Here is a 21,119-nt window from a genome sequence, read left to right as displayed (position 1 = left end):
GAGTCCGGAGTCCGAAGTCCGGGGTACGTGACGACCCGAACGAGCGCCGCCGTTCCGCCCGACCCGGCGTTACGAAACGCAAGCATCCGGCGGATCATGTTGCAGCGTAGGATCAACGCTCAGGCGCCGCCGTACCTCGCACTCCGTATTCCGTACTTCCTACCGTCAGTACGCGCCCGCCAGCCTTCAGCCACCAAGACCCCAAGGTAGCCCCATGACCTCTTTCCCCTACGCCCACGCCGCCGCGGATGACTGGCGGGATGCCCTCTCGCAGGTGGTGACGGGGCTCGGCTCGCTGCCCACGCCGGGCCCCGGCATGGCGCGGCTCGGCTTCCTGTACGTCACCGACGCCGTCACCCCCTACCTGGAAGAGACCCTGGCGATGCTCCGTGACGCCACCGCCGTGGACCACTGGGTAGGCGCCGTCGGCATCGGCATCTGCGCCACCGGCGTCGAGTACTACGAGCGCCCGGCCATGGCCGCCATGGTCGCGGAATTCCCGCAGGACGCCTTCCGCGTCTTTCCCGCCATCACGGAAGACCTGCGCGCCTATGACGCCATGCAGCAGGACTGGCTCGGCAACGCGGAGCCCTTCCTCGGGCTGGTGCACGGCGACCCATCCAACCCGGCCACCGAGGGCCTCCTCGAGCAGCTCGCCGCCCGCACCGCCACGGGCTTTTTGGTGGGCGGGCTCGCCAGCGCGCACGAGGATACCCGGCTCATTGCCGACGGCGTCACCCAGGGCGGCGTCGCTGGGGTCATGTTCACCGCGGCGGTGGGCGTGCAGACCAACCTGAGCCAGGGCTGCTCGCCCATCGGCCCGCACCGCACCATCACCGAGAGCCAGCGCAACATCCTGGTGACGCTGGACAACCGCCCTGCGCTAGAGGTCTTCAAGGAGGACATCGGGCCTGAGCTGTCCCGGGACATTGCGCGGCTCGGCGGGACGATCTTCGCCGGCCTGCCCATCCCCGGCTCCGACACCGCCGATTACCTGGTGCGCAACCTCATCGGTGTGGACACCACCCAGAACCTGCTTGCCATCGGCGACCTGGTGGAGCAGGGCAGGGAGGTCATGTTCTGCCGCCGCGACGCCGACACCGCCCGCGAGGACCTCGCCCGCATGCTGGCGCACCTCAAATCCCGTCTCGACGGCCCGCCCCGCGGCGGCGTCTACGTCTCCTGCCTCGGCCGCGGCGTCAATCTCTTCGGCGACGACTCCGAAGAGCTGAAGCAGATCCGCGACCAGCTGGGCGACTTCCCGCTGGTGGGCTTCTATGCCAACGGCGAGATCTCCCGCGACCGTCTGTATGGCTACACGGGGGTCCTGACGCTCTTCACCTGAGCCGGTCCGCCGGCCTCACCGGCATCCATGGTCCCGGGGCAGCCGGCTTCCAGGCAGGGCCGGCGCCGACCAGGGCGCAGAACGGCGTGCCGGGCTTACCCGAAAGCGTGGCGCATCACCGAGTCTCCATCCATGCTCGACATCAGTCCGCTGGAGAACGCTGTCCACCGGTTGCGCGAAGGACTCGCACGCTACCGGCAGGACACCACCGATATCCAGATTCGCGATGGGCTCATCCAGCGCTTTGAATTCACCTACGAGCTGAGCCACAAGATGCTCCGGCGCTACCTGAGCGCAACGGCGGCGTCGCCGGATGAGGTCCACGCGCTGAGCTTCCAGGACCTGATTCGCGCCGGCAGCGACCAGGGGCTCCTGCGCGGCGACTGGCCGCAATGGCGTGGCTACCGGGAGATGCGCGCCCGCACCAGCCATACCTACGACGAGGCGACGGCGCTGCAGGTGGTCGCCGGCATCCCGGACTTCCTTGCCGAGGCCGAGCACCTGCGCCAGCAGCTCGCAGGGCGGCTGTCGTGAGCAGCGCGGCGCAAAGCATTCCGCCCATCGACATCAGGCCCGAGCACTGGACCATGGTGCGCGACATCCTCCGGCAGCATGTGCCGGAGTACGCTGTCTGGGCCTTCGGCTCCCGCGCCAGGGGCAGCGCCCGCCGCTGTTCCGACCTCGACCTCGCCGTCATCACCGACGCGCCCATGCCGATCCCGCGCATGGCGGCCCTGAAAGCGGCCTTCTCCGAATCCGACCTGCCCTGGCGCGTCGACATCGTCGACTGGTCGGTGACCAGTGACAGATTTCGCCGCATCATCGAGCGCGAGCGCATTCCGCTGCCGCTCGGCGGTTAACGGCTCAGGTGGCCGCGGCGGCGCTCAGCCGGGCTGATCAGGCCCGCGCAATTCGCTCTGCTGTCGTGCCGGCGTTGTCCGCCCGCCGCCTTGGCGGCAGGGCCCAGGTCACCGGCGGATAGAGGCACAGGCCCCAGCCGACGCCGTAGAGAAACGCCGAGCCGGTGAGCCCACCGAGCCAGAGCACCATGTAGGTCATTGTCGTCTCCCGCTGCTGTGCGCCGTCGCGCGAAGGGACGCTGCGCGAGCGGCATCGGCGACGCAGCGGTGTTCCGGGTCAGAGGGTGGGCCATCGATGCAGCCGGGAATATCACGCCCGCAGGACCGACAGCGCGTCCGCGTCTGACAGCTCGGGAAGGCCGCAGCCGTCGCGTCACTTCCCCTTCACTCTCAAGCTAGGCAGCGGCGCCGGCGCGGGCTGCGACGGGCTGCGCACATCACATCGGGCGTGCCGGCGGGCTCCACATCAACTCGAAACGGTGACACTCGAAACGGTGACGAAACGGTGACGGTATACATAACGCGCCCAGGATTCCGGGTCGTTTCAGCCAGGCGGGGCAGGAGTTGCCGTCTCGGGGACTGTCCCTCATGGCAAGACGAACTGCGCCATGCTCCCGCCACGCGCTGCCGTGACCTCCAGGCGCACGTCGATGCGCTCCTTGAGCTCCGGCACATGGGAGATGACGCCGACGAGGCGGCCACCGCGCTGGAGGTCGATGAGGGTGTCCACGGCGAGCTCCAGGGCCTCGGGGTCGAGGCTGCCGAAGCCCTCGTCGATGAACATGGCGTCCAGGCGCAGGCCGCCGGCGTAGGCCTGGACGGTCTCGGCGAGGCCGAGTGCCAGGCTCAGGGCGGCCTGGAAGCCCTCGCCGCCGGAGAGGGTGGAGACCGGGCGGGTCATGCCGGTGTAGCCGTCCTCGACGATGAGGTCGAGGCCACCCAGGCTGCGGCGGTCGCCGGCCTCGGTGCTGCGCAGCAGGCGGTAGCGGCCGCGGCTCATGGCGAGCAGGCGCTCGCTGGCGGCGCGCAGCACGTCATCCAGCAGGGCGCCGAGGACGAAGCGCTGGAAGGACAGGCGGTACGGGTTGTCGTTGTTGGCGACCTCGGCGATGCGCCCGGCGACGGCGTAGCGCGTGTGATGGTGGTCGAGCTGCCGGGCGACGCCGGTGAGCTGCTCCGCCAGGTCCGACAGTCGCTTGTGCTCCGCGGCCTGGCCGCCGCGGCTGGTCTCGGCCTGCTCGCGGGCGGCGGTGGCCTGCTCGGCGGCGGTGGTGAGCGCCGGCAGGTCCGGCGCGGTGAGCCCCTGCGCCGCCGCCTCGGCATTGATCAGGGTGGTGCGCGCGGCGGCAACGGCGTCCTGATGGGTCTTGATGCGCTGTGCGAGCGCCGCCTGCTGGGCCTGGTCCCGACGGGCGGCGGCGAAGGCGTCGTCGGTCGCGAAGCCGGCGTCGGCGCGGCGCTGTTGCCAGTCGGCGGTCACCTTGGCGAGCCGGGCCTCGGCCTCCGCGAGCTGCTGTGCCGCGGCCTGTTGCCGCGTTTCCGCAGCGGCCTGGGCCTGCGCCGTGCGCTGGGCGGCGGTGCGGGCGTCGGTGAGGGCCTGCTCGGACTGCGTGAGCCGGCGGCGCCGGTCCGTGAGCGCGTCGCGCAGGGCCTCGGGAGCCCGCCATTGCTCGGGGATGTCGGCGCTGCGCTCCTGCAGGCTGCGCTCGGCGGCCGCCAGGGCCTCGCCGGCCTGCCGCTGCGCCTGGCGGGCCTGCTCCAGGGCCTGTTCGTGCTCGCCGATGCGCTGCTCCAGGGCGGCACGCTCCGCGTCCAGGCGGGCGAGGGCTTCCGCCGCGTCCTGGGCGCGGCTCAGCTCCGCGCGGCGTGCATCCAGGGCCTGGTCCATGTCTGCGCTGCCGCGCCCGGCCCAGTCACCCAGGGCGTCGCGCAGGCCCGTCGCCTCGGCGTCGAGCTGTGCAGACTGCCGGCGCAGCTCCGCGAGTCGGCGGCGGGCGGTGTCGAGGGTCGACTCCGCCTTGGCCGCGCCGGACTTGGCGGCGTTCAGGGTCGGCTCGTCCGGGATGTCCGCCGCGCCGACGGCAGGGGCCGGATGCGCCGTGGCGCCGCAGACGGGGCAGGGGACGCCCGCCTCGAGCCCAGCGGCGAGGTGCTGCGCCTGCCCGTCCCGCCAGCGCCGCAGCAGCAGCTCGTGCTGGTCGCGGGCGGCTGCGAGGGCTGCTTCGGCCTGGGATTCGGATGCGGCGGCGGCGCTGACCCGGCTCGCCAGCGCGGCACGGTCCGCGTCCACCCGGTCCAGGCGGCGGTGCCGCTCGGCCTGCTGAGTCAGCTCCGCGAGCCGGTCCGCCAGCAGCTCGCGGCGGGAGGCAGGCTGCGCCAGCTGCTCCCGGCGGGCCTGTGCGTCCCGCAGCGCCTGCCGGGCGGCTTCGGCTGCCTGTTCTGCCTGCCGCAGCCGGGTCGCGGCCTGCTCCGCGTCCCGGCGGCGGGCGGCCGCGGCTGAGCTTGCGTCGGCGAGGGCCGCGACGCCGGCCTGCAGCGCATCCAGCCGATGGATCTCGCTGCGCAGGGCATCGCGCTCCGCCTCCTGATCGGTCTCCCGTTGCAGGGTCGCCGCCGCCTCGCCGGCCGCCGTGCGCGCCTGCCCGGCCTCGGCCGCGGCAGCCTGGCTTGCCTGCGTCAGCCGGCGCTGCTCGTCGCGGCGGCCGGCGAGCTGGGCGTGCAGGTCCCGGAGCTTGTCGGCACGCTCGGCGGCGTCCAGCTCGGCGGCCTCGGCGTCGATACCCGCCTGCTCCGCGAGGAGCTGCTCCAGGGCGGTGCGGGCCTTGGCGACGGCGTCCAGGCGCTCGGCGGCGCTGCGCCCGGCGTCCAGCGCGGCGCGGGCCTGCTGCTCGGCCGCCTTGCGGGTCTGCACCTCGGCGTCCAGGCGCTTGAGCTCGCCGCTGAGGGCGTCGATGCACGCGGCGAGCGCCGCCTCGTCGTCGCAGCGGCTCTGCCCGAGCAGGGTCTCGCGGCGGATGCCGAGTGCGTCGGCGGCCTTGCGGATGGCCTCGGCATGGGCCTTCAGGGCCTGTTGGATGCGGGCGAAGCGCTCGGTGCGGAACAGCGTCTGGAGGATCTGCTCCCGCTCCCGGCCGCCGGCGGTCAGCAGCTCCCGGAAGCGGCCCTGGGGCAGCAGCATCACCTGGCGGAGCTCGTCGCCGCGGAAGCCCACCAGGGCCTCCACCTGCTCGGTGACCTTGGACCAGCTGCTCGCCAGGACGCGCCCCTCGTCGTCCGGGCCGACGGCATCGGTGCGCTCCCAAAGTGTGGCGGCGGCCGGCTCGGTGGTGGTGCCGCTGCCGCGCAGCTTGGCGCGCTCCTGCCGCGGCACCCGGTGGATACGATAGCGCCGGGGGCCGATGGCGAAGTCGAAGTGCACCTCGGTGCGGGTGTGCGGGTCTGCGCGCTGGCTGCGCAGCTGCTCGACGCTGCGCTCATCGCCCGACGAGACGCCGTAGAGGGCGAAGGCGATGGCGTCCAGCAGCGTGGTCTTGCCGGCGCCGGTGGGGCCAGAGATGAGGAACAGGCGCTGCTCGCCGAGGCGACCGAAGTCGAGCGTCTGGCGGGCGACGAAGGGGCCGAAGGCCTGGAGGCTGAGCATCAGCGGGCGCATGGGCTTAAGGCTCGGCAGTGCTCATGCGTCAGTCCCCCGGCGCGCCAGCTGGGGCAGGTGGCGGTGCCCCGGCCTCGCGCTCCTGCCGACGCAGCCCCGCCAGCACCTCTTGCAGCACCGCCTGGTGCTCAGGCGACAGCGCGTCGCCGGTGACCTCGCGAAAGAAGTCCGCGAACAGGGCCTCGTCGCCGCGGGCGAGCTGCTCGCGGCTCGGCCCGCGGCCGTCGCCGCTCTGCTCCAGGCTCGGGCGCTCCAGGTGCAGGGCGTTGGGATAGACCTCCCGCAGGCGGCCCATGGGGTCCAGCAGGGCGCCCGTGTCCGCGAGGCGCACCAGCAGGTAGTCGTCGGCGGACTCGCCGGGCGCCGGGCCGCGCAGCAGGTCGGCGAGCTGTCCTTCGACGATGCGCAGGTCCCGTCGGGGCGTCAGCGGGAGGCGCTCGACCCGCACGCCGTCGTCCGCGAGCTCCACCAGGCTCACCGACTTGGCGTGGCCGGCCTCGGAGAAGCTGTACTTGAGCAGCGACCCCGAGTACGCCACCCGCTCGCCCACCTGCTGCGGGCGGTGCAGATGCCCGAGCGCCGTATAGTCGAAGGGGGCGAAGTGCGCCGCCGCCACCTGCTCGGCGCCGCCGACGCTCAGGGGCCGCTCGGACTCGCTCACCGCGCCGCCGGTGACGAAGCAATGGCCGACGGCGATGTTCGGCACGTCATCGGGCAGGGTGCCGAGGCGGCGCACCAGGGCGCCCAGGGCGGCATCGTGGCTCGGCAGATCGGGCTCGCGCAGGTGCTCGCGTACCTCCGCGGGCTCGGCATAGGGCAGGGGGTGGAAGCGCGCGCTGCCGGTGCGGCCGGCGACCTCGATGGGCGCGAGGCCGGCGCCTAGGGGGCCGCGCACCCAGCAGCGGCCCCGTTCCATGAGCGCGGCGCCGAAGCCGAGCCGCTCGGCGCTGTCATGGTTGCCCGCGATGGCGATGACGGCGAGCTTCAGGTCCAGCGCCAGGCGCGCCAGGGTTTCGTCCAGCAGGCGCACGGCGTCCGCCGGCGGCACGGCGCGGTCGTAGACATCGCCGGCGATCACCAGCGCATCGGCCCGGGTCTCCCGGGCCATGTGCACCAGCTGCTCCAGGGCCTGGGCCTGGTCCTCCAGCAGGGAGACGTTGAAAAAGATGCGGCCCAGGTGCCAGTCGGCGGTGTGGAGGAGGCGGAAGGGCATGCCTTGGCAGGCGGGCGTGACGGCGTGGTTGCGGTTGCTGCTCGGGGCACGGCTCGGCGGCCGGTTCGAGCGATGATGATAGCGCGGCGAGCGTCACGGCGCAGCCGCAGCGTGCACGGGGCGTCCTCGCTGCGACTCGCCGGCCTCTGGCCGGACCGCGGCGCGACAGCTGTGTGGGTCGCGGCGTGACTGCCGCCGCCACGCGCTGGGGGGCGCAGGCGGACTCACTCAGACGGCGTCGTCCGCCACCGCCCGCAGCCGCACCGTCTCCGGCTTGCCGAGGAATTTCGGGTCCCGGCCGATGACGATGTCCAGCACCGCGGCGACGCGGGCCAGCACCTCCCGGGCGCGGACCTTCATCAGGCCCTGATCCTGCGGGTCCGCGGCGGCGAGGCCGCTGGCGTCGATGCCGAAGTGCCGCGCCAGGAAGATGGCGCGCTCGGCATGGAAGCGCTGGCTCACGATGATGACGTGCTCCTGGCCGAAGACCTCTTTGGCGCGGATCACGGAGTCCAGGGTGCGGAAGCCGGCGTAGTCCAGCGTGATGAACTCCGCCGGCACGCCCGCGGCGATGAGGTCCTTCTGCATGGCGATGGGCTCGTTGTACCAGCGCGTGGCATTGTCGCCGCTCACCAGGATGCCCTGGACCTTGCCGCTGTGGTAGAGCGCCGCCGCCGCCTCGATGCGCGCCTGATAGAACGCATTCGGCCGGCCCGCCATGGTGCGCCGGGCGGTGCCGAGCAGCAGCGCCACGGGCTTGGGCTCCACCTGCTCCACGCCGTCCGCCACCGCGTGCGCCGTGCTGGCGGAGACCATGGCGTCGACGCCGGCGGACACCGCGGCGATGAGCGCGAGCAACGCCGCCGCCGCGGGCAGGGCGAGGCGCAGGCGCCGCGGCCCGCTGCTGCGGGCGCGCTTGGCCGCCGGGCTCTGCGCCGCCGCATCCGGCTGTGCTGTGGCTGTCGCGCTCGGCGGGGACGCGCCGGACTCAGGCGACGTTGGAAGACCGTCAGACACGGTGGATGTCCTTCGATGGCCGACAATCGCCGGCTGAAGCCTGATTGTAGACACAAAATTGCAGGCCGTTGCCACCCCAACCTTGCGCGATGCCCCGAAATTGCGCCCAAATGCTGACCGGTGCCAGGTTTCTGCGGCAGTCACCGGCGTCCAGGGTTCCGTGCGGGCGGGCCGGGCGCATGGCCGGTGCCGGCGGCCCACGCCGCCTCTGGGCCAGGCGACGGGGCAGCGGGTGCTCGCAGTGGGGTCCAGACTAGGCTCGCCGGCCCCATCTGCTGACTTCAGACCCGTCGCCATGGCCCAGCGCGCCGGGCCGCCTGTCCTATTCGCCGAGCCCATCACGTGACTCATGCCTGACACCGCGCCCATCATCTACCGCGTCACCCCGGCCCGACCCGCCGCTCACGTTTTTGCCGTGGAGCTGATCATCGCCGACCCGGGCCCCGAGCCGGTCACCCTGTCCCTGCCGGCCTGGATCCCGGGGAGCTACATGATCCGGGACTTCGCCCGCAACATCGTCAGCATCGCCGCCGAGCGCGCCGGGGCGCCGGTGACCCTGACCAAGCTCGACAAGCAGACCTGGCAGGCGCCCGCGGGCGACGGCGCGCTGGTGGTGCGCTGGGAGGTCTATGCCTGGGAGCTCACGGTCCGCTCGGCGCACCTCGACCGCAGCCACGGCTATTTCAACGGGCCGAGCCTGTTCCTGCGCGTGCACGGCCGTGACCACGAGCCCTGCCGCGTGGAGCTGCTGCCGCCGCCGGACCCCGCGTGCGGCGACTGGAGCCTCGCCACCAGCCTGGCGCGGGACGGCGCCGAGCGCTGGAGCTTCGGCAGCTACCGCGCCGACGACTACGCCGATCTCATCGACCACCCGGTGGAGATGGGTCGCTTCGACGTCATCGCCTACAAGGTGCGCGACGTGCCGCACTGGATGGCCGTGAGCGGGCGCCACCGGGCGGACCTGACGCGCATCGCCGCGGACCTGGCACCCATCTGCGAAGAGCACGCGGCGCTGTTCGGCGAGCTGCCGGCGGACCGCTATCTGTTCCTCACGCAAGTGGTGGGCGACGGCTACGGCGGGCTTGAGCACCGATTCTCGTCCAGCCTGCTCTGCAGCCGCGACGACCTGCCGGCGCAGGCCCTGGACACCACAGCCAAGCCGGAGGATACGCAGGCCCAGGGCGACTACCGCAAGTTCCTGGGCCTCTGCAGCCACGAGTACTTTCATCTCTGGAACGTCAAGCGCATCCGCCCGGCGGCCTTCCTGGACGGCGGCCTGGAGCGGGAAGTGCACACGCGCCTGCTCTGGGCCTTCGAGGGCATCACCTCCTACTACGACGACCTGGCGCTGGTGCGCAGCCGCCGCATCGACGCCAAGGGCTATCTGGAGCTGCTGGCGGAGACCATCACCAAGGTGCTGCGCAATCCGGGCCGGCTGCGCCAGAGCGTGGCCGAGTCGAGCTTCGACGCCTGGACCAAGTTCTACAAGCAGGATGAGAACGCCCCCAACGCCATTGTCAGCTACTACGGCAAGGGGGCGCTGACGGCCCTGGCGCTGGACCTGAGCATCCGCCGCGACACGGACGGGCGCCGCTGCCTGGACGATGTCATGCGCGCCCTCTGGGAGCGTTATGGGGAGCGCCCGGGCCGCGCCGGCGCCGGCGTGCCCGAGCGCGGCATCGAGGCACTGGCGGCGGAGGTCACCGGGCTGGACCTCGGGGACTTCTTCGCGCAGGCCCTGGACGGCACCGACGACCTGGACCTGCCGGGGCTGTTGGCCACCGTCGGTGTGGAAATGCGCCTGCGCCCGGCCACGGGGCCCAAGGACTTCGGCAATGTGGCGGAGACCTTCAAGCCCATCGAGCCGGTGGGCGACGTGGGACTCAGGCTGGCGCCGGGGAGCGAGGCGAAGGTGGCCGTGGTGCTGGACGGCCGCCCGGCGCTGCAGGCCGGGCTCGCCGCCGGCGATGTCATCATCGCCGTGGACGGGCTGCGGGTGGACGGTCAGTCCGCCGGCAAGCGCCTGCGCGGGCTGCCCATCGGGCGGGCGGTGGCGGTGCACGCCTTCCGCCGCGACGAGCTGATGACCTTTCAGCTTACGCCGGCGCCGGCCCCGGCGGATGTCTGCGAGCTGCGGCTTATCGATGACGCGCCGGCGGCGGTGCTGGAGCGGCGCCGGGCCTGGCTCGCGAGCGTCGCCGCGTCCTGAGTAGGGCTGGTCCGGCGCTTGCCATGGTCGCGCAGGTCGAGGCTGTGGGTCGCTCCCGCCGCCGTGCGCTGCTGCAGCTGTTGGCCGACGGTGAGGTGCACTCCGGTGCGGAGCTGGCGGCGCAGCTCGGCATCAGCCGCGCCGCCGTCTGGAAGACCCTGCGCCGGGCCGCCGACGAGCTGGGCCTGGACCTCGAGACCCAGCGCGGCCAGGGCTACCGGCTGCATCGCCCACTGGAGCTGCTGGACGCCGCGCGCATCGAGGTGGCACTGTCGGAGCCTGCGCGCGGGGCGCTCGCGGACATCCAGGTGCTTGAGGCCGTCGACTCCACCAACACCCGGCTCATGCAGGCGGCCACTGCGGGTGCGCCGTCGGGCAGCGTCTGTCTCGCCGAGCGCCAGCTCGCCGGGCGCGGGCGCTCGGGCCGCGGCTGGGTGTCGCCCTTCGGCGCCAACATCTATCTGTCGATCCTCTGGCGCTCGCCGCTGGCGCCGGCGCAGCTGGGCGGTCTGAGCCTTGCCTGCGGGGTGGCCGCGGCGCGCGCCCTGCGGGACAACGGCGTCGTGGACATCGGCCTCAAGTGGCCCAACGACCTGCACTGGCGCCGCCGCAAGCTGGGCGGCCTGCTGCTGGAGGTGGTCGGCGAGTCCCAGGGGCCGAGCCACGTGGTGGTGGGGCTCGGCGTCAACCTGCATCTGAGCCGGGCCCAGGCCGCGGCCATCGATCAGCCCTGGGCGGACCTCGCCACCGTGCTCGGCACCGCCATGCCGGGGCGCAATGCGCTCGCGGGCGCGCTCGTGGATGGCCTGCTGCGGGCGCTGATGGACTTCGCTGCCGCCGGTCTCGACCCCTTCCTGGAGGACTGGCACCGCCTGGATGCCTACCTGGGCGAGCCGGTGACGCTGCACATGGGCGAGCGGCGCATCACGGGCATCTGCGCCGGTGTCGCCGCGGACGGCGGCCTGGTGCTGGAGACCGCCGAGGGGCGGCGCACCTTCCATGCCGGGGAGGTGAGCCTGCGCTCGGCGCCGGTGCGTTGAGCATGGGTGGGGTGTATGCCGAAATGTCTGCTCGGGCCACGGAATGCCGAAACCATGCGAGAGCTCACGCGCAGCCGTCGTGTGGGAGCGGCATCCCTGCCGCGACAAACCTGTGTGTGGGAGCGGCGTCCCTGCCGCGACAAACAGGGCTTGGGCGGGATGCCCCGCGGCCGGACTCAGGACTGGGCAACGCGCTCACGCCCGGCGCGGTCGCGGGCGAACTGATACGCCGTGCGGCCGCTGCGGGAGCCGCGGCGCAGGGCCCATTGCAGCGCGGCGCGCTCCACGTCCGGGCCGTCCACGGCGGCGGCGCCCAAGCGCGTGAGCCAGTGCCGGCAGACGGCCAGGTACTGGCCCTGGGTGAAGGGCTGGAACGACAGCCAGAGCCCGAAGCGGTCGGACAGGGAGATCTTTTCCTCCACGCTCTCGCCGTGGTGGATCTCGCCGTCGATGACGCGCGCCTCGCGGTTCTCGCGCTGGAATTCCGGCAGCAGGTGACGGCGGTTGGACGTGGCGTAGATGAGCACATTGTCCGGCGGCGCACTGATGGAGCCGTCCAGCGCCGCCTTGAGCGCCTTGTAGCTGCCCTCGCCGGCCTCGAAGGAGAGGTCGTCGCAGTACAGGATGAAGCGCTCGTCGCGGCCGTCGATCTGCCCCAGAATCCGCGGCAGGTCCGCGAGCTCGTCCTTGTCCACCTCGATGAGCCGCAGGCCCTGGTGGCGGTAGGTGTTGAACAGCGCCTTCACCAGCGTGGACTTGCCGGTGCCGCGCGCGCCCGAGAGCAGGACGTTGTTGGCGCCGGCGCCGGCGAGGAACTGGCGGGTGTTGCGGTCGATCTCGTCGCGCTGCGCATCCACGCAGCAGAGGTCGCCCAGGGTCAGCGCATGCGGGCGATGTACGGCCTCCAGCCGGCCGGCGGCGCCGAAGGGCCCGCCGCGGCGCCAGCGCCAGGCGTGGACGCTCCAGTCGGTGGCGTGCGGCGCCGGGAAGTGCTGCTCCAGGCGGCCGAGCAGGCCCTCGGCGCGCGCCAGCAGGGCTTGCAGGCGGTCGTCAGCCATGGCTGTTGCTGCCTGTGCTGCCGGTTGCTGCGGGCGGCTCCCGGCCGGCCCCAATGCCTGCCCCGGTGTCGGCGAGCGTCATCGGCCCTGTGTCGCTGTCGTCTGCACCCTGGGCATCCGCCGCCGCGGCGGCGTCGTCGGCGGGCCGGGCGGTGGCCAGCATGTCCGCGGTGAAGTCGGCATCGCAGCCCACCACGGGCAGCGGGGTGCCGATGGCGAAGCCCTGCACGAAGTCCACGTTCAGCGCCCGCAGCTGGTTGATGATGAACTCGTTCTCGGCCCACTCGGCGATGGTCTTCAGACCGAGCACATGGGCCACCTGGTTGATGGAGGCCACCAGGGCGTAGTTCACCGGGTCGTTGTGCATGTCGCGGACAAAGCTGCCGTCGATCTTCAGGTAGCTCACCGGCAGCTCGCGCAGATAGCCGTAGGAAGACAGCCCGCTGCCGAAGTCGTCCAGCGCGAAGCTGCACCCAAGCGCCGCCAGGCTGCCGATGAAGCGCCTTGCCTGCGCCAGATTGCGCATGGCAGCGGTCTCGGTGACCTCGAAGCAGATGGCCGCCGGCGGCACCTCGTGTACCTCGAACTGGCGCCGCAGATAGGGCAGGAAGCCCTCGTCGCTGACAGAGGTGCCGGAGAGGTTCACCGCGAACAGGAACTGCCCCGGGTGCTCGCGATGCCACCGCCGCATGCGCTCGTGCTGGGTGCTGAAGAGCTGGTGGATGATCCAGCGGTCCACGGCGGGCATCAGAATGTAGCGCTCGGCGGCGGGGATGAAGGCGTCCGGCGCCACCAGCTCGCCGTGCTCGTCCAGCATGCGCACCAGGATCTCGTAGTGGGTGCGCCCGCCGCCGGGCTCGGCGCCCGCCAGCGGGATGATGGGCTGGGCGTAGAGACGGAAGCGCCCGGTGCTCAGCGCCTGGGTGATGGCGGAGACCAGATGCATCTCGCCGTGGTGGCGGATCAGGGAGACGTCGCTGTCGCTGTAGACGTGTACGCGGTCGCGGCCCTCGTGCTTGGCCATGTGGCAGGCGACATCCGCCTTGGCGAGCTCGGCCTCGGGGCTTTCGTGCTCCGGCAGGAAGGCCGTGAGCCCGATGCTGACGGCCACGTCGTAGGAATGCTCGCGCCAGGTGAACAGGAAGTTGCGCACCGTCTGCATCAGGTCCTCGCACACGGCCAGTGCCTCCGCCTCGGTGCAGTCGGCGAACAGCGCGCCGAACTCGTCGCCGCCGAGGCGACCCACCAGCACCGCGACACGGAGCTTCACCTCGATGATCTTCGCGAGCTGGCCGATGAGGGCGTCGCCCGCGGCATGGCCGGCGGTGTCGTTGATGACCTTGAATTGATCGATGTCGATGTAGCAGAGGACGTGCGAGGTCTCGCTGCCGGCGGCCTCCGCCAGCAGCCGTGCCATGCGCCGCTCGAACTCGCTGCGGTTCAGCAGCCCCGTGATGACGTCGCGCTGCTCCAGGTAGGCCATCTGCTCGGCCTGGCGCTCCTGCTCGGTGAGATCCTGCACCAGCAGCAGCCGGCGCGGGCCGTCGTCCAGCACCAGGCGCCGCTCGGCGATGCGGGTCGGGAAGCGGTCCACGCCGGCACGCAGGGCCTGGGCGTCGTAGACGGCGGGCAGCGGAGCGTGTGAGTCAAGGCTCGCGGGCATCGGCAGCTCCGGCAGCAGCCCGGTGATCGGGGTGCCCAGCACGTCCGCCTCCAGGCGGCCGAACATGACCTCCGCGGCGGGGTTCAGCAGCTCGATGCGGTGCTGGGCGTCCAGCATGACGATGCCGTCGGTGGTGCTGTCCAGCACGGCCTCCAGCTTGCGCTGGTTGGCGGTGAGGCGGTGCTGTTCGCGCAGCAGGCCCTTCTCCCGTCGCCGGCTCCAGCGCCACAGCCGCAGGCCGCCGGCGGCGGTGAGCCCGACCAGGAGCACGGACGCCACCACGGAGGGCAGCAGCGACGGCAGCGTGGCGAGCCCCCAGGGGCGGTGCACCGCAACCTGCCAGCCGGCGGCGCCGGGGTGTGGGATGGGTGCGCTGGCGGTGACGGCCGGCTCGGGCTGCGCGGCCATTGCCGTGGCGGGGGCGTCCGCGGCGGGCGCCGCCTGCGCAGCCGGCTGGGTCGCCAGGGGCCAGGAGCGCCCGTCCTGCATGAGCCGCACCTGCGCCCAAGCGGGCGCGGTGGCCTGCAGGAGCTCCTCACTCCGGCGATGCATCATCAGCGGTGTGCCTCGCACCTGCACTTGGTGCGCGAGCACCGGCCGGGGTGCCTGCGACGCCGCGTCCATGCTCGCCGCTGCGGGGTGGTGGGCCACCAGCTCCGTCGTCACGCCGGCCGCGGCCGAGCGGGTCTGCGGTGGCGCTGCCTGCGCCGCGCGCAGGGCCAGCAGGTCGGGGAACTGCTCGCGCAGGCGCGCCGCGACGGTCTCGACCTGCGCCTCGGTATCGGTGCCGGCGGACAGGGCTGCGAGCACCGCAAGCTCCGCGTCCAGGAGCTGGTGCACGCGGGACTCCTCGCGGTGCAGGGCGAGGGCGAGCTGCGCCGCGACGGCGTTGGCCGTGCGCTCGGCGGCGAGCGCGTGCTCCAGCTGCGCCAGGCGCACGCCGTGCTCCACATTGAAGACGGCAATGGCGAGCACCAGGGTGCCCGCGATCAGCAGCCAGCCCCGTACCCGCCGACGCTCGACGGCGGCGTCGGTGGCGGAGCCGGCTCGGGAGGTTGACATACGGCGACGGCGCGGTCGGCGGGGGACGGCGGCTCCGGGCGGGGCGGGCGACGCCTCAGGCGTCCAACCGGCGGAATTTGAGCCGGTGCGGTTGGTCGGCCTCGTCACCCAGGCGGCGGTGGCGGTCGGCCTCGTAGTCCGCGTAGTTGCCTTCGAGCCAGGTCACCTGGGAGTCGCCCTCGAAGGCGAGGATGTGCGTGGCGATGCGGTCCAGGAACCAGCGGTCATGGCTGATGACCACCACACAGCCCGGGAAGGCGAGTATAGCCTCCTCCAGTGCCCGCAGCGTCTCCACGTCCAGGTCGTTCGTGGGCTCGTCCAGCAGCAGCAGGTTGCAGCCGCGCTGCAGCAGCTTGGCGAGATGCACCCGGTTGCGCTCGCCGCCGGAGAGATCGCCGATGCGCTTTTGCTGGTCCGACCCCTTGAAGTTGAAGCGGCTCACATAGGCCCGGGACGGCATCTCGAACTTGCCGACGATGATGTTGTCGGCGCCGCCCGAGATCTCCTCCCACACCGTCTTGCTGTCGTCCAGCGCATCCCGGCTCTGGTCCACATAGCCGATGTCCACCGTCTCGCCGATGCGCAGCTCGCCGGCGTCCGGCTGCTCCTGCCCGGTGATGAGGCGAAACAGCGTGGTTTTGCCGGCGCCGTTGGGGCCGATGATGCCGACGATGCCGCCCTTGGGCAGGTTGAAGCTGAGATCGTCGTACAGCAGCCGGTCGCCGTAGGCCTTGCGCAGGCCATTGGCCTCCACCACCAGGTCGCCCAGGCGCTCGCCTGGGGGGATGTAGATCTCGTTGGTCTCGTTGCGCTTCTGGAAGTCCTGCGACTGCAGCTCGTCGAAGCGGGCGAGGCGCGCCTTGCTCTTGGCGTGGCGGCCCTTGGGGTTGGCGCGCACCCATTCCAGCTCGTGCTGCATGGCCTTGATGCGGGCCGCCTCGGCCTTCTCTTCCTGCTCCAGGCGGGTCTCCTTCTGCTCCAGCCAGCTGGAGTAGTTGCCCTGCCAGGGGATGCCGTGACCACGGTCCAGCTCCAGGATCCAGCCGGCGACATTGTCCAAAAAGTAGCGATCATGCGTCACCGCCACCACGGTACCCGAGTAGTCGTGCAGGAAGCGCTCCAGCCAGGCGACGGACTCCGCGTCCAGGTGGTTGGTGGGCTCGTCCAGCAGCAGCATGTCCGGCTTGCTGAGCAGCAGCCGGCACAGGGCGACGCGCCGGCGCTCGCCACCGGAGAGCCTGCTGACATCGGCCTCCCAGGGCGGCAGGCGCAGGGCGTCCGCGGCCACCTCCAGGGTGCGCTCCAGGTTGTGGCCGTCGGTGGCCTCGATGAGGTTTTCCAGCTCCCCCTGCTCCTGGGCCAGGGCGTCGAAGTCCGCATCCGGCTCGGCGTAGGCGGCGTAGACGGCGTCGAGCCGCTCCAGGGCCTGCTTGATGGGGGCGACGGCCTCTTCCACATTGCCGCGCACGTCTTTCTCCGGGTCCAGCTGCGGCTCCTGCGGCAGATAGCCGATGTTGATGCCGGGCTGCGGGCGGGCCTCGCCCTCGATCTCCGTGTCGAGGCCGGCCATGATCCTGAGCAGCGACGACTTGCCGGCGCCGTTCAGGCCGAGCACGCCGATCTTCGCGCCCGGGAAGAAGGAGAGCGAGATGTCCCGCAGGATGACCCGCTTCGGCGGCACGACCTTGCCGACGCGGTTCATGGTGTAGATGTACTGCGCCATGGTGAGTCTTTCGGTACTTGGCGTGATCTGTGGTTGGTGGTGCAATCGCCCGGCAGCCGCTTACCTGGGCCTGCGGCATCCGGCCGGCCGCAGTCGGAGCCAGCGCCGCAGGCCCGAAACCAGCGCCGCAGGCCCGAAACCAGCGCCGCAGGCCCGGAGCCAGCGCCGCAGGCCCGAAACCAGCGCCGCAGGCCCCGGGGTCAGCACCGCAGGTTTGGGATGAGCGCCGCGGGGCGGCGTGCGGCGGTGTCGGCGGGCGCGGCGGGCCTCTGGCGTGCCGGGTCAGCGCCCGTCAGTGGTAAAGGCGAAATTTTGCGCGTTCGGCCGACAAAAGTCCAAGCAGGCGGTTCACAGGCTGTGTCCTTGTGCGGTCGCCGGCCGGGCCGCTGAGCGACGGGAGGCAGATCATGACCAGAGGATTCGTGCCGGTGGTGGGCATCGTCGCCCCCAGCGGCACCGGCAAGACCACGCTGCTGCGCGCGCTGGTGGCGCTGCTGCGCGAGCGGGGGCTGCGCGTGGGCTATGTCAAGCATTCGCATCACCCGCTCAGCATCGACCATGCCGGCAAGGACAGCCATGCGGTGGCCGCCGCCGGCGCCGAGCAGGTGCTGCTGGCGGCGGCCGACGGCTTTGGCTTCATGGACTATGCGCCGCGCCGGGATGCGGACGGCGCGCTGCCGCTCACCGAGCTGCTGGCGCGCTTCGACGCCGCGCGCCTGGATCTGGTGCTGGTGGAGGGCTTCCGCGGCGAGCACCTGCCGAAAATCGAGGTGCAGCGCAGCAGTCTCGCCAGGCCGCCGCTGTATCCGGACGACCCGGACATCATCGCCGTCGTCACGGATGCCGAGCTGCCGGCGGGGGCGGCACCCGAGCGCCTGCCGCTCGATGACGCCGCCGCCGTCGCCGATTTCATCCAGGCGCGGCTCGCGGACGGGCGCTTCAGCGGCGAAGACCCCCGCGAGGAGCTGCTGCGGCGCTGCCGGCAGTGCCGCATCTCACCGGCGGAGCCCCGCGCCGGCTGGCTCTCCGTGCGGGTCGGCGCGCGCTGCTGGCTCGCCCCCATCGCACTGGCAGGGGATGATCCGACCCACGCGGCCATCCGCATTCACACAATCACGGCACCCGACGCAGACGCGGACACCGCCGCCGACGGCGACGCCGAGGCGAGCCCGGACCCGGCCCAGGTGGAAGCGGCCATCCACCGGCGCATCTACAGCGCACAGCCCAAGGCCCTGGCCGTGGTGGGCGCCCGCATGCCCTATGCCGCCGCGGTGGGCTTCCGCGGGCGCTCCTTCGAGCCCGTGGACCCGGACGGCAGCGCCGCCTTCGGCGCCGTCCCCGCACTCGACTTCGACCTGGACGCAAGGGCCGCCGAGGCCCCCGCCGCCATCGCCGAGCAACTCGGCGCGGGCGGCGCCTGCATCGTCGCCGGGCAGGGCGCCTACACCTGGGGCCGGGACCTCACCGAGGCCCTCACCCGCGCCGCCCTGCTGGAGCGCTCCGCGGAGATCTACGCCCTGTGGCGGCAGGCGTCGGTGTGACGCGGCGCCCAGGCACACGGCAAACACCTGGCGATGGATGAGTACGCGGTCCGCGGGCTGCTCAAGCACAGCGAGTCAAGCCGGCCGATGGACCGCCCGGCCCTCTGGGACGACCCGCGCTTCGACAACCCGTCCCAGCCCGTCGTCGGCGTCAACTGGCTAAAGGCGCGCGCCTGCGGGCGCTGGCTCGGCGACTTGCCTGCGCCGCGCTGCCGGTGTCGCCGGGGCAGCCGGGGCAGCCGGGGCGCGGGTGCGGACCTGCTGCAGGGTGCATGCCGCCTATCGACCGAGGCGGAATGGGAGCGGGCGACACGGGCGGGCGCCCGGCGGCGAGGTGATCCCTGGCCGGGCGGGGGCGGGTTCTCCGCGGACCGCGCCAACTGTGTCGAGGGGCAGGTGCTCGCGACGACGCCGGTCGGCTGTTATTCGGCCGGTGCCGGTGCGCTGGGTATCGAGGACCTGGCCGGGAACTGCTGGGAGTGGCGCGCCAGCCGCTATCGCCTTTACCCGCTGCGGCCCGGCGATGGCCGCGATGACCCCGCCGGCACCGACCCCCGTGTGCTGCGCGGGGGCGCGTGATACATCGACTGGCCTCTCGCACGGGCCGCGTCCCGCTACAGCCTCCCTCCCGACATCTTCGGCAACGTCGTCGGCTTCCGGCTGGTGTTGTCCCTGGCGGATGCTGAATTCTGAGCTGCTGGTTTCTGGACGAGCTGTTTCATGGTCGCGTCGTGGGAGGGGGTCCGGGGAACGTGCAGCGCCCCTCTCCCCCGCGTGCGGCGGCGTTCAGGGCTCTGTAGTCCGCACTACGTGGCTCCCACAGGCGCCGTTCGTGGGAGCGGCCTCTGGCCGCGAAGGTGGGGTGCTGGTGCGCGCGGGGCTGTCGCGGCAGGAATGCCGCTCCCACGGGGCTCACTTCTCCGCGCTCAGTCACTTCTCGGCGCTCAGATAGCAGATCCAACCGGCATCGGCGTCGGCACGCTCGGCGGGCTCAAAGATCCCGTCCGGCTCGCCGTCCTCGGTCCAGCCCTGCCAGTAGACGATGACCCGGCGGAAGCCGGCCTCCGCCAGCAGCTCGCGGATCTCCGGCAGGGTCCAGAGCCGCCAGCGGTAGCTGAAGGCGCGCTTGAGCTCCGATCCGTCCGGCATGGCGAAGTCGATGTGGCAGTCCATCAGGCCGCTGATGGGGTCGTAGCTCGCCTGCTCCCAGCGGTAGGTGAAGCTGCCCGCGTCGTCCTCCACGGCGCGCTCCTCGATGATCTCGCGGAAGGCGTCGTAGCCGCCGTAGGCGTCCAGAAAGAAGACGCCGTCCGCGGCGAGCGCAGCATGCACGCTGCGGAAATAGTCCCGCAGTGCGGCGCGCTCCAGAAACAGCCAGTAGCTGAAGTTCATGGCCGCCACCAGGTCCGGCGGCTCGCCGGCGGGCGCCGCGCGCACGTCCGCCTGCACCAGGCTCATGCGCGCCTGCGACTCGGCCGGCAGCGCCCGGCGGTTGTGCCGCTCCGCCCAGGCGAGTACGGCGGGGTCCAGGTCGAGGCCCAGGGCATGGTGCTGCGGGTGGCGCCGCACCCATTCGCAGCAGACGGCGGCGGTGCCGCAGAAGTCCTCGCGCAGCCGGCGGGCGTCGCGCCCGCGCAGCAGCCGGAAGCGTTCCATGAGGAAGTCCACCTCCGCCTCCGGGCACTGCACAGCGCGCTCGTAGAGGCGGTGCGGGTCGGCCTGCCCGGCGTGGGTCGGAGCGGGGTCGGCGGCGCGTCGCGGGCCTGCGGCAGGCTTTGGAGACATGCTGGGTCCGATTGAAACCAGTAGCGGGTTTGGCTATTCTAGTCGGCTCGCGGTTGCCCCACGGCAGCGCAGCGCCCGGCGCCGACCCCCCCAGGGTCCATATCCCCAGGGTCCATCCCCCCAGGGTCCATGCTCCCGGTGTCCGCTGAAGCCCAGGCCAGCAACCCGCGTCCTCCGGAGAGGTGTCCGAGTGGCTTAAGGAGCACGCCTGGAAAGTGTGTATAGGTTAGTAGCCTATCGTGGGTTCGAATCCCACCCTCTCCGCCAATCCCCGCCTGACATGCCTGCGTTCCGCCTCCGACGCAGGCCCAAACGGGCTGACGCTGCCGTGCGCCGTTGCACCTGATCGCCGCTGCTGCGGCGCAAGCGGCCTGGAAGTCTCTCCGGACTTGCGCTTCCGCATGGAAGGCACGCGCGATGCGACCGAGCATGCCGCCCCTGCACCAGCCCAGCGTATCAGCCCAGCGCACCAACCCAGCGCAGGAGATCGACATGGCATCCAATTACGAGACCTTCTTCACGCTGGACAGCTTCGCTGTGGTCGGCCGCTCCGCCGCCAAGCCCTTTCCGCTGCTGAGCTATCGTGGGCTCAAGCAGCAGGGCAAGACGGTGTATGCGGTGGACCCGAGCACGGACGCCATCGACGGGGACCGTGCCTATCCGGACCTGGCGAGCCTGCCGACATCGGTGCAGGGCGTGATCCTGGAGGTGCCGAAGGAGGAGACGCGGGACTGGGTGGCCGCCGCGGCGGATGCCGGTGTGCGCGACCTCTGGGTGCACATGGCCCATGACACCCCAGAGGCCGTCGCGCTGGCGGCGGAGCGGGGCATCGACCTGCGCACGGGGACCTGTGCGGTGATGTACCTGACCCAGGGCTTCTCCTACCACAGCATCCACAAGTGGATCATGCAGGCGCTGGGCAAGTATTGAGGGGCCTGGTTGGCGGGTGAC

16 protein-coding genes and 1 tRNA gene are annotated in these 21,119 nt (G+C 72.0%); 9 read left to right on the top strand and 8 right to left on the bottom strand.

Annotated elements, in window-relative coordinates:
* Positions 1-214: 214 nt before the first annotated feature.
* The 3 genes from QZ607_RS20555 (at position 215) to QZ607_RS20545 (ending at position 2,205) form a co-directional block, all read left to right on the top strand.
* On the top strand, positions 215-1,345 hold the full coding sequence (locus tag QZ607_RS20555) for an FIST N-terminal domain-containing protein (protein WP_295886495.1): 1,131 nt from the start codon (positions 215-217) through the stop codon (positions 1,343-1,345).
* A 132-nt stretch (positions 1,346-1,477) separates the two neighbouring features.
* A complete protein-coding gene (locus QZ607_RS20550; protein WP_295886493.1) occupies positions 1,478-1,879 on the top strand; it encodes a nucleotidyltransferase substrate binding protein in 402 nt (133 codons plus the stop codon).
* Positions 1,876-2,205 (top strand): nucleotidyltransferase domain-containing protein, encoded by a 330-nt coding sequence (locus tag QZ607_RS20545; protein WP_295886491.1) that lies wholly within the window; start codon positions 1,876-1,878, stop codon positions 2,203-2,205. The genes QZ607_RS20550 and QZ607_RS20545 overlap by 4 nt, the downstream gene beginning before the upstream one ends.
* Positions 2,206-2,242: 37 nt before the next feature.
* On the opposite strand, the gene QZ607_RS20540 is transcribed toward QZ607_RS20545, so the two are convergent.
* The 4 genes from QZ607_RS20540 to QZ607_RS20525 all read right to left on the bottom strand — a co-directional run bounded on the left by QZ607_RS20540 (position 2,243) and on the right by QZ607_RS20525 (position 8,087).
* Positions 2,243-2,404, bottom strand: coding sequence for a hypothetical protein (locus QZ607_RS20540; RefSeq protein WP_295886489.1), 162 nt, complete (start codon positions 2,402-2,404; stop codon positions 2,243-2,245).
* 387 nt (positions 2,405-2,791) lie between these two features.
* Complete coding sequence (locus QZ607_RS20535; RefSeq protein WP_295886487.1) at positions 2,792-5,857, bottom strand: SMC family ATPase; 3,066 nt, start codon at positions 5,855-5,857, stop codon at positions 2,792-2,794.
* Between the two features lie 28 nt (positions 5,858-5,885).
* Positions 5,886-7,070: an exonuclease SbcCD subunit D gene (locus QZ607_RS20530; RefSeq protein WP_295886485.1), complete on the bottom strand. Its 1,185-nt coding sequence runs from the start codon at positions 7,068-7,070 to the stop codon at positions 5,886-5,888.
* A 228-nt stretch (positions 7,071-7,298) separates the two neighbouring features.
* Positions 7,299-8,087, bottom strand: a complete 789-nt coding sequence (locus QZ607_RS20525; RefSeq protein WP_295886482.1) for an ElyC/SanA/YdcF family protein — start codon at positions 8,085-8,087, stop codon at positions 7,299-7,301.
* Between the two features lie 349 nt (positions 8,088-8,436).
* On the opposite strand from QZ607_RS20525, the gene QZ607_RS20520 reads away from it, so the two are divergent.
* Together QZ607_RS20520 and birA are read left to right on the top strand one after the other, a co-directional pair.
* Positions 8,437-10,296, top strand: coding sequence for a M61 family metallopeptidase (locus QZ607_RS20520; RefSeq protein ID WP_295886479.1), 1,860 nt, complete (start codon positions 8,437-8,439; stop codon positions 10,294-10,296).
* Between the two features lie 23 nt (positions 10,297-10,319).
* Complete coding sequence (birA, locus tag QZ607_RS20515) at positions 10,320-11,336, top strand: bifunctional biotin--[acetyl-CoA-carboxylase] ligase/biotin operon repressor BirA (protein ID WP_295886476.1); 1,017 nt, start codon at positions 10,320-10,322, stop codon at positions 11,334-11,336.
* A 176-nt stretch (positions 11,337-11,512) separates the two neighbouring features.
* Here the strand turns inward: birA and QZ607_RS20510 are convergent, their stop codons facing one another.
* Genes QZ607_RS20510 through ettA form a run of 3 tightly spaced genes read right to left on the bottom strand, consistent with a single transcriptional unit; the run spans position 11,513 to position 16,842 of the window.
* Complete coding sequence (locus QZ607_RS20510; protein WP_295886473.1) at positions 11,513-12,394, bottom strand: ATP-binding protein; 882 nt, start codon at positions 12,392-12,394, stop codon at positions 11,513-11,515.
* Positions 12,387-15,119, bottom strand: coding sequence for an EAL domain-containing protein (locus QZ607_RS20505; protein ID WP_295886470.1), 2,733 nt, complete (start codon positions 15,117-15,119; stop codon positions 12,387-12,389). Before QZ607_RS20505 ends, QZ607_RS20510 begins: the two co-directional genes overlap by 8 nt.
* A gap of 55 nt (positions 15,120-15,174) precedes the next feature.
* Complete coding sequence (gene ettA, locus QZ607_RS20500; RefSeq protein WP_295886468.1) at positions 15,175-16,842, bottom strand: energy-dependent translational throttle protein EttA; 1,668 nt, start codon at positions 16,840-16,842, stop codon at positions 15,175-15,177.
* Between the two features lie 407 nt (positions 16,843-17,249).
* Here ettA and mobB point away from each other — a divergent pair, with 407 nt between their 5' ends.
* Both mobB and QZ607_RS20485 read left to right on the top strand, forming a co-directional pair.
* Positions 17,250-18,383, top strand: coding sequence for a molybdopterin-guanine dinucleotide biosynthesis protein B (gene mobB, locus QZ607_RS25960; protein ID WP_367268229.1), 1,134 nt, complete (start codon positions 17,250-17,252; stop codon positions 18,381-18,383).
* Positions 18,384-18,470: 87 nt separating this feature from the next.
* Complete coding sequence (locus tag QZ607_RS20485) at positions 18,471-18,962, top strand: SUMF1/EgtB/PvdO family nonheme iron enzyme (RefSeq protein ID WP_295886466.1); 492 nt, start codon at positions 18,471-18,473, stop codon at positions 18,960-18,962.
* A gap of 351 nt (positions 18,963-19,313) precedes the next feature.
* Here the strand turns inward: QZ607_RS20485 and QZ607_RS20480 are convergent, their stop codons facing one another.
* The gene (locus tag QZ607_RS20480; protein WP_295886464.1) at positions 19,314-20,168 is read right to left on the bottom strand and encodes a trans-aconitate 2-methyltransferase; all 855 of its coding nucleotides are present in this window, start codon (positions 20,166-20,168) and stop codon (positions 19,314-19,316) included.
* A gap of 176 nt (positions 20,169-20,344) precedes the next feature.
* Here QZ607_RS20480 and QZ607_RS20475 point away from each other — a divergent pair.
* Positions 20,345-20,435, top strand: a tRNA-Ser gene (locus tag QZ607_RS20475).
* 225 nt (positions 20,436-20,660) lie between these two features.
* Positions 20,661-21,098: a CoA-binding protein gene (locus tag QZ607_RS20470; RefSeq protein ID WP_295886461.1), complete on the top strand. Its 438-nt coding sequence runs from the start codon at positions 20,661-20,663 to the stop codon at positions 21,096-21,098.
* Positions 21,099-21,119: the final 21 nt, after the last annotated feature.

The sequence above is a fragment of the uncultured Thiohalocapsa sp. genome (assembly GCF_913063425.1).
Classification (GTDB): domain Bacteria; phylum Pseudomonadota; class Gammaproteobacteria; order Chromatiales; family Chromatiaceae; genus Thiohalocapsa.
Note: the sequence above shows the minus strand (reverse complement) of the source record. Positions and strands in the feature narration are given on the sequence as shown.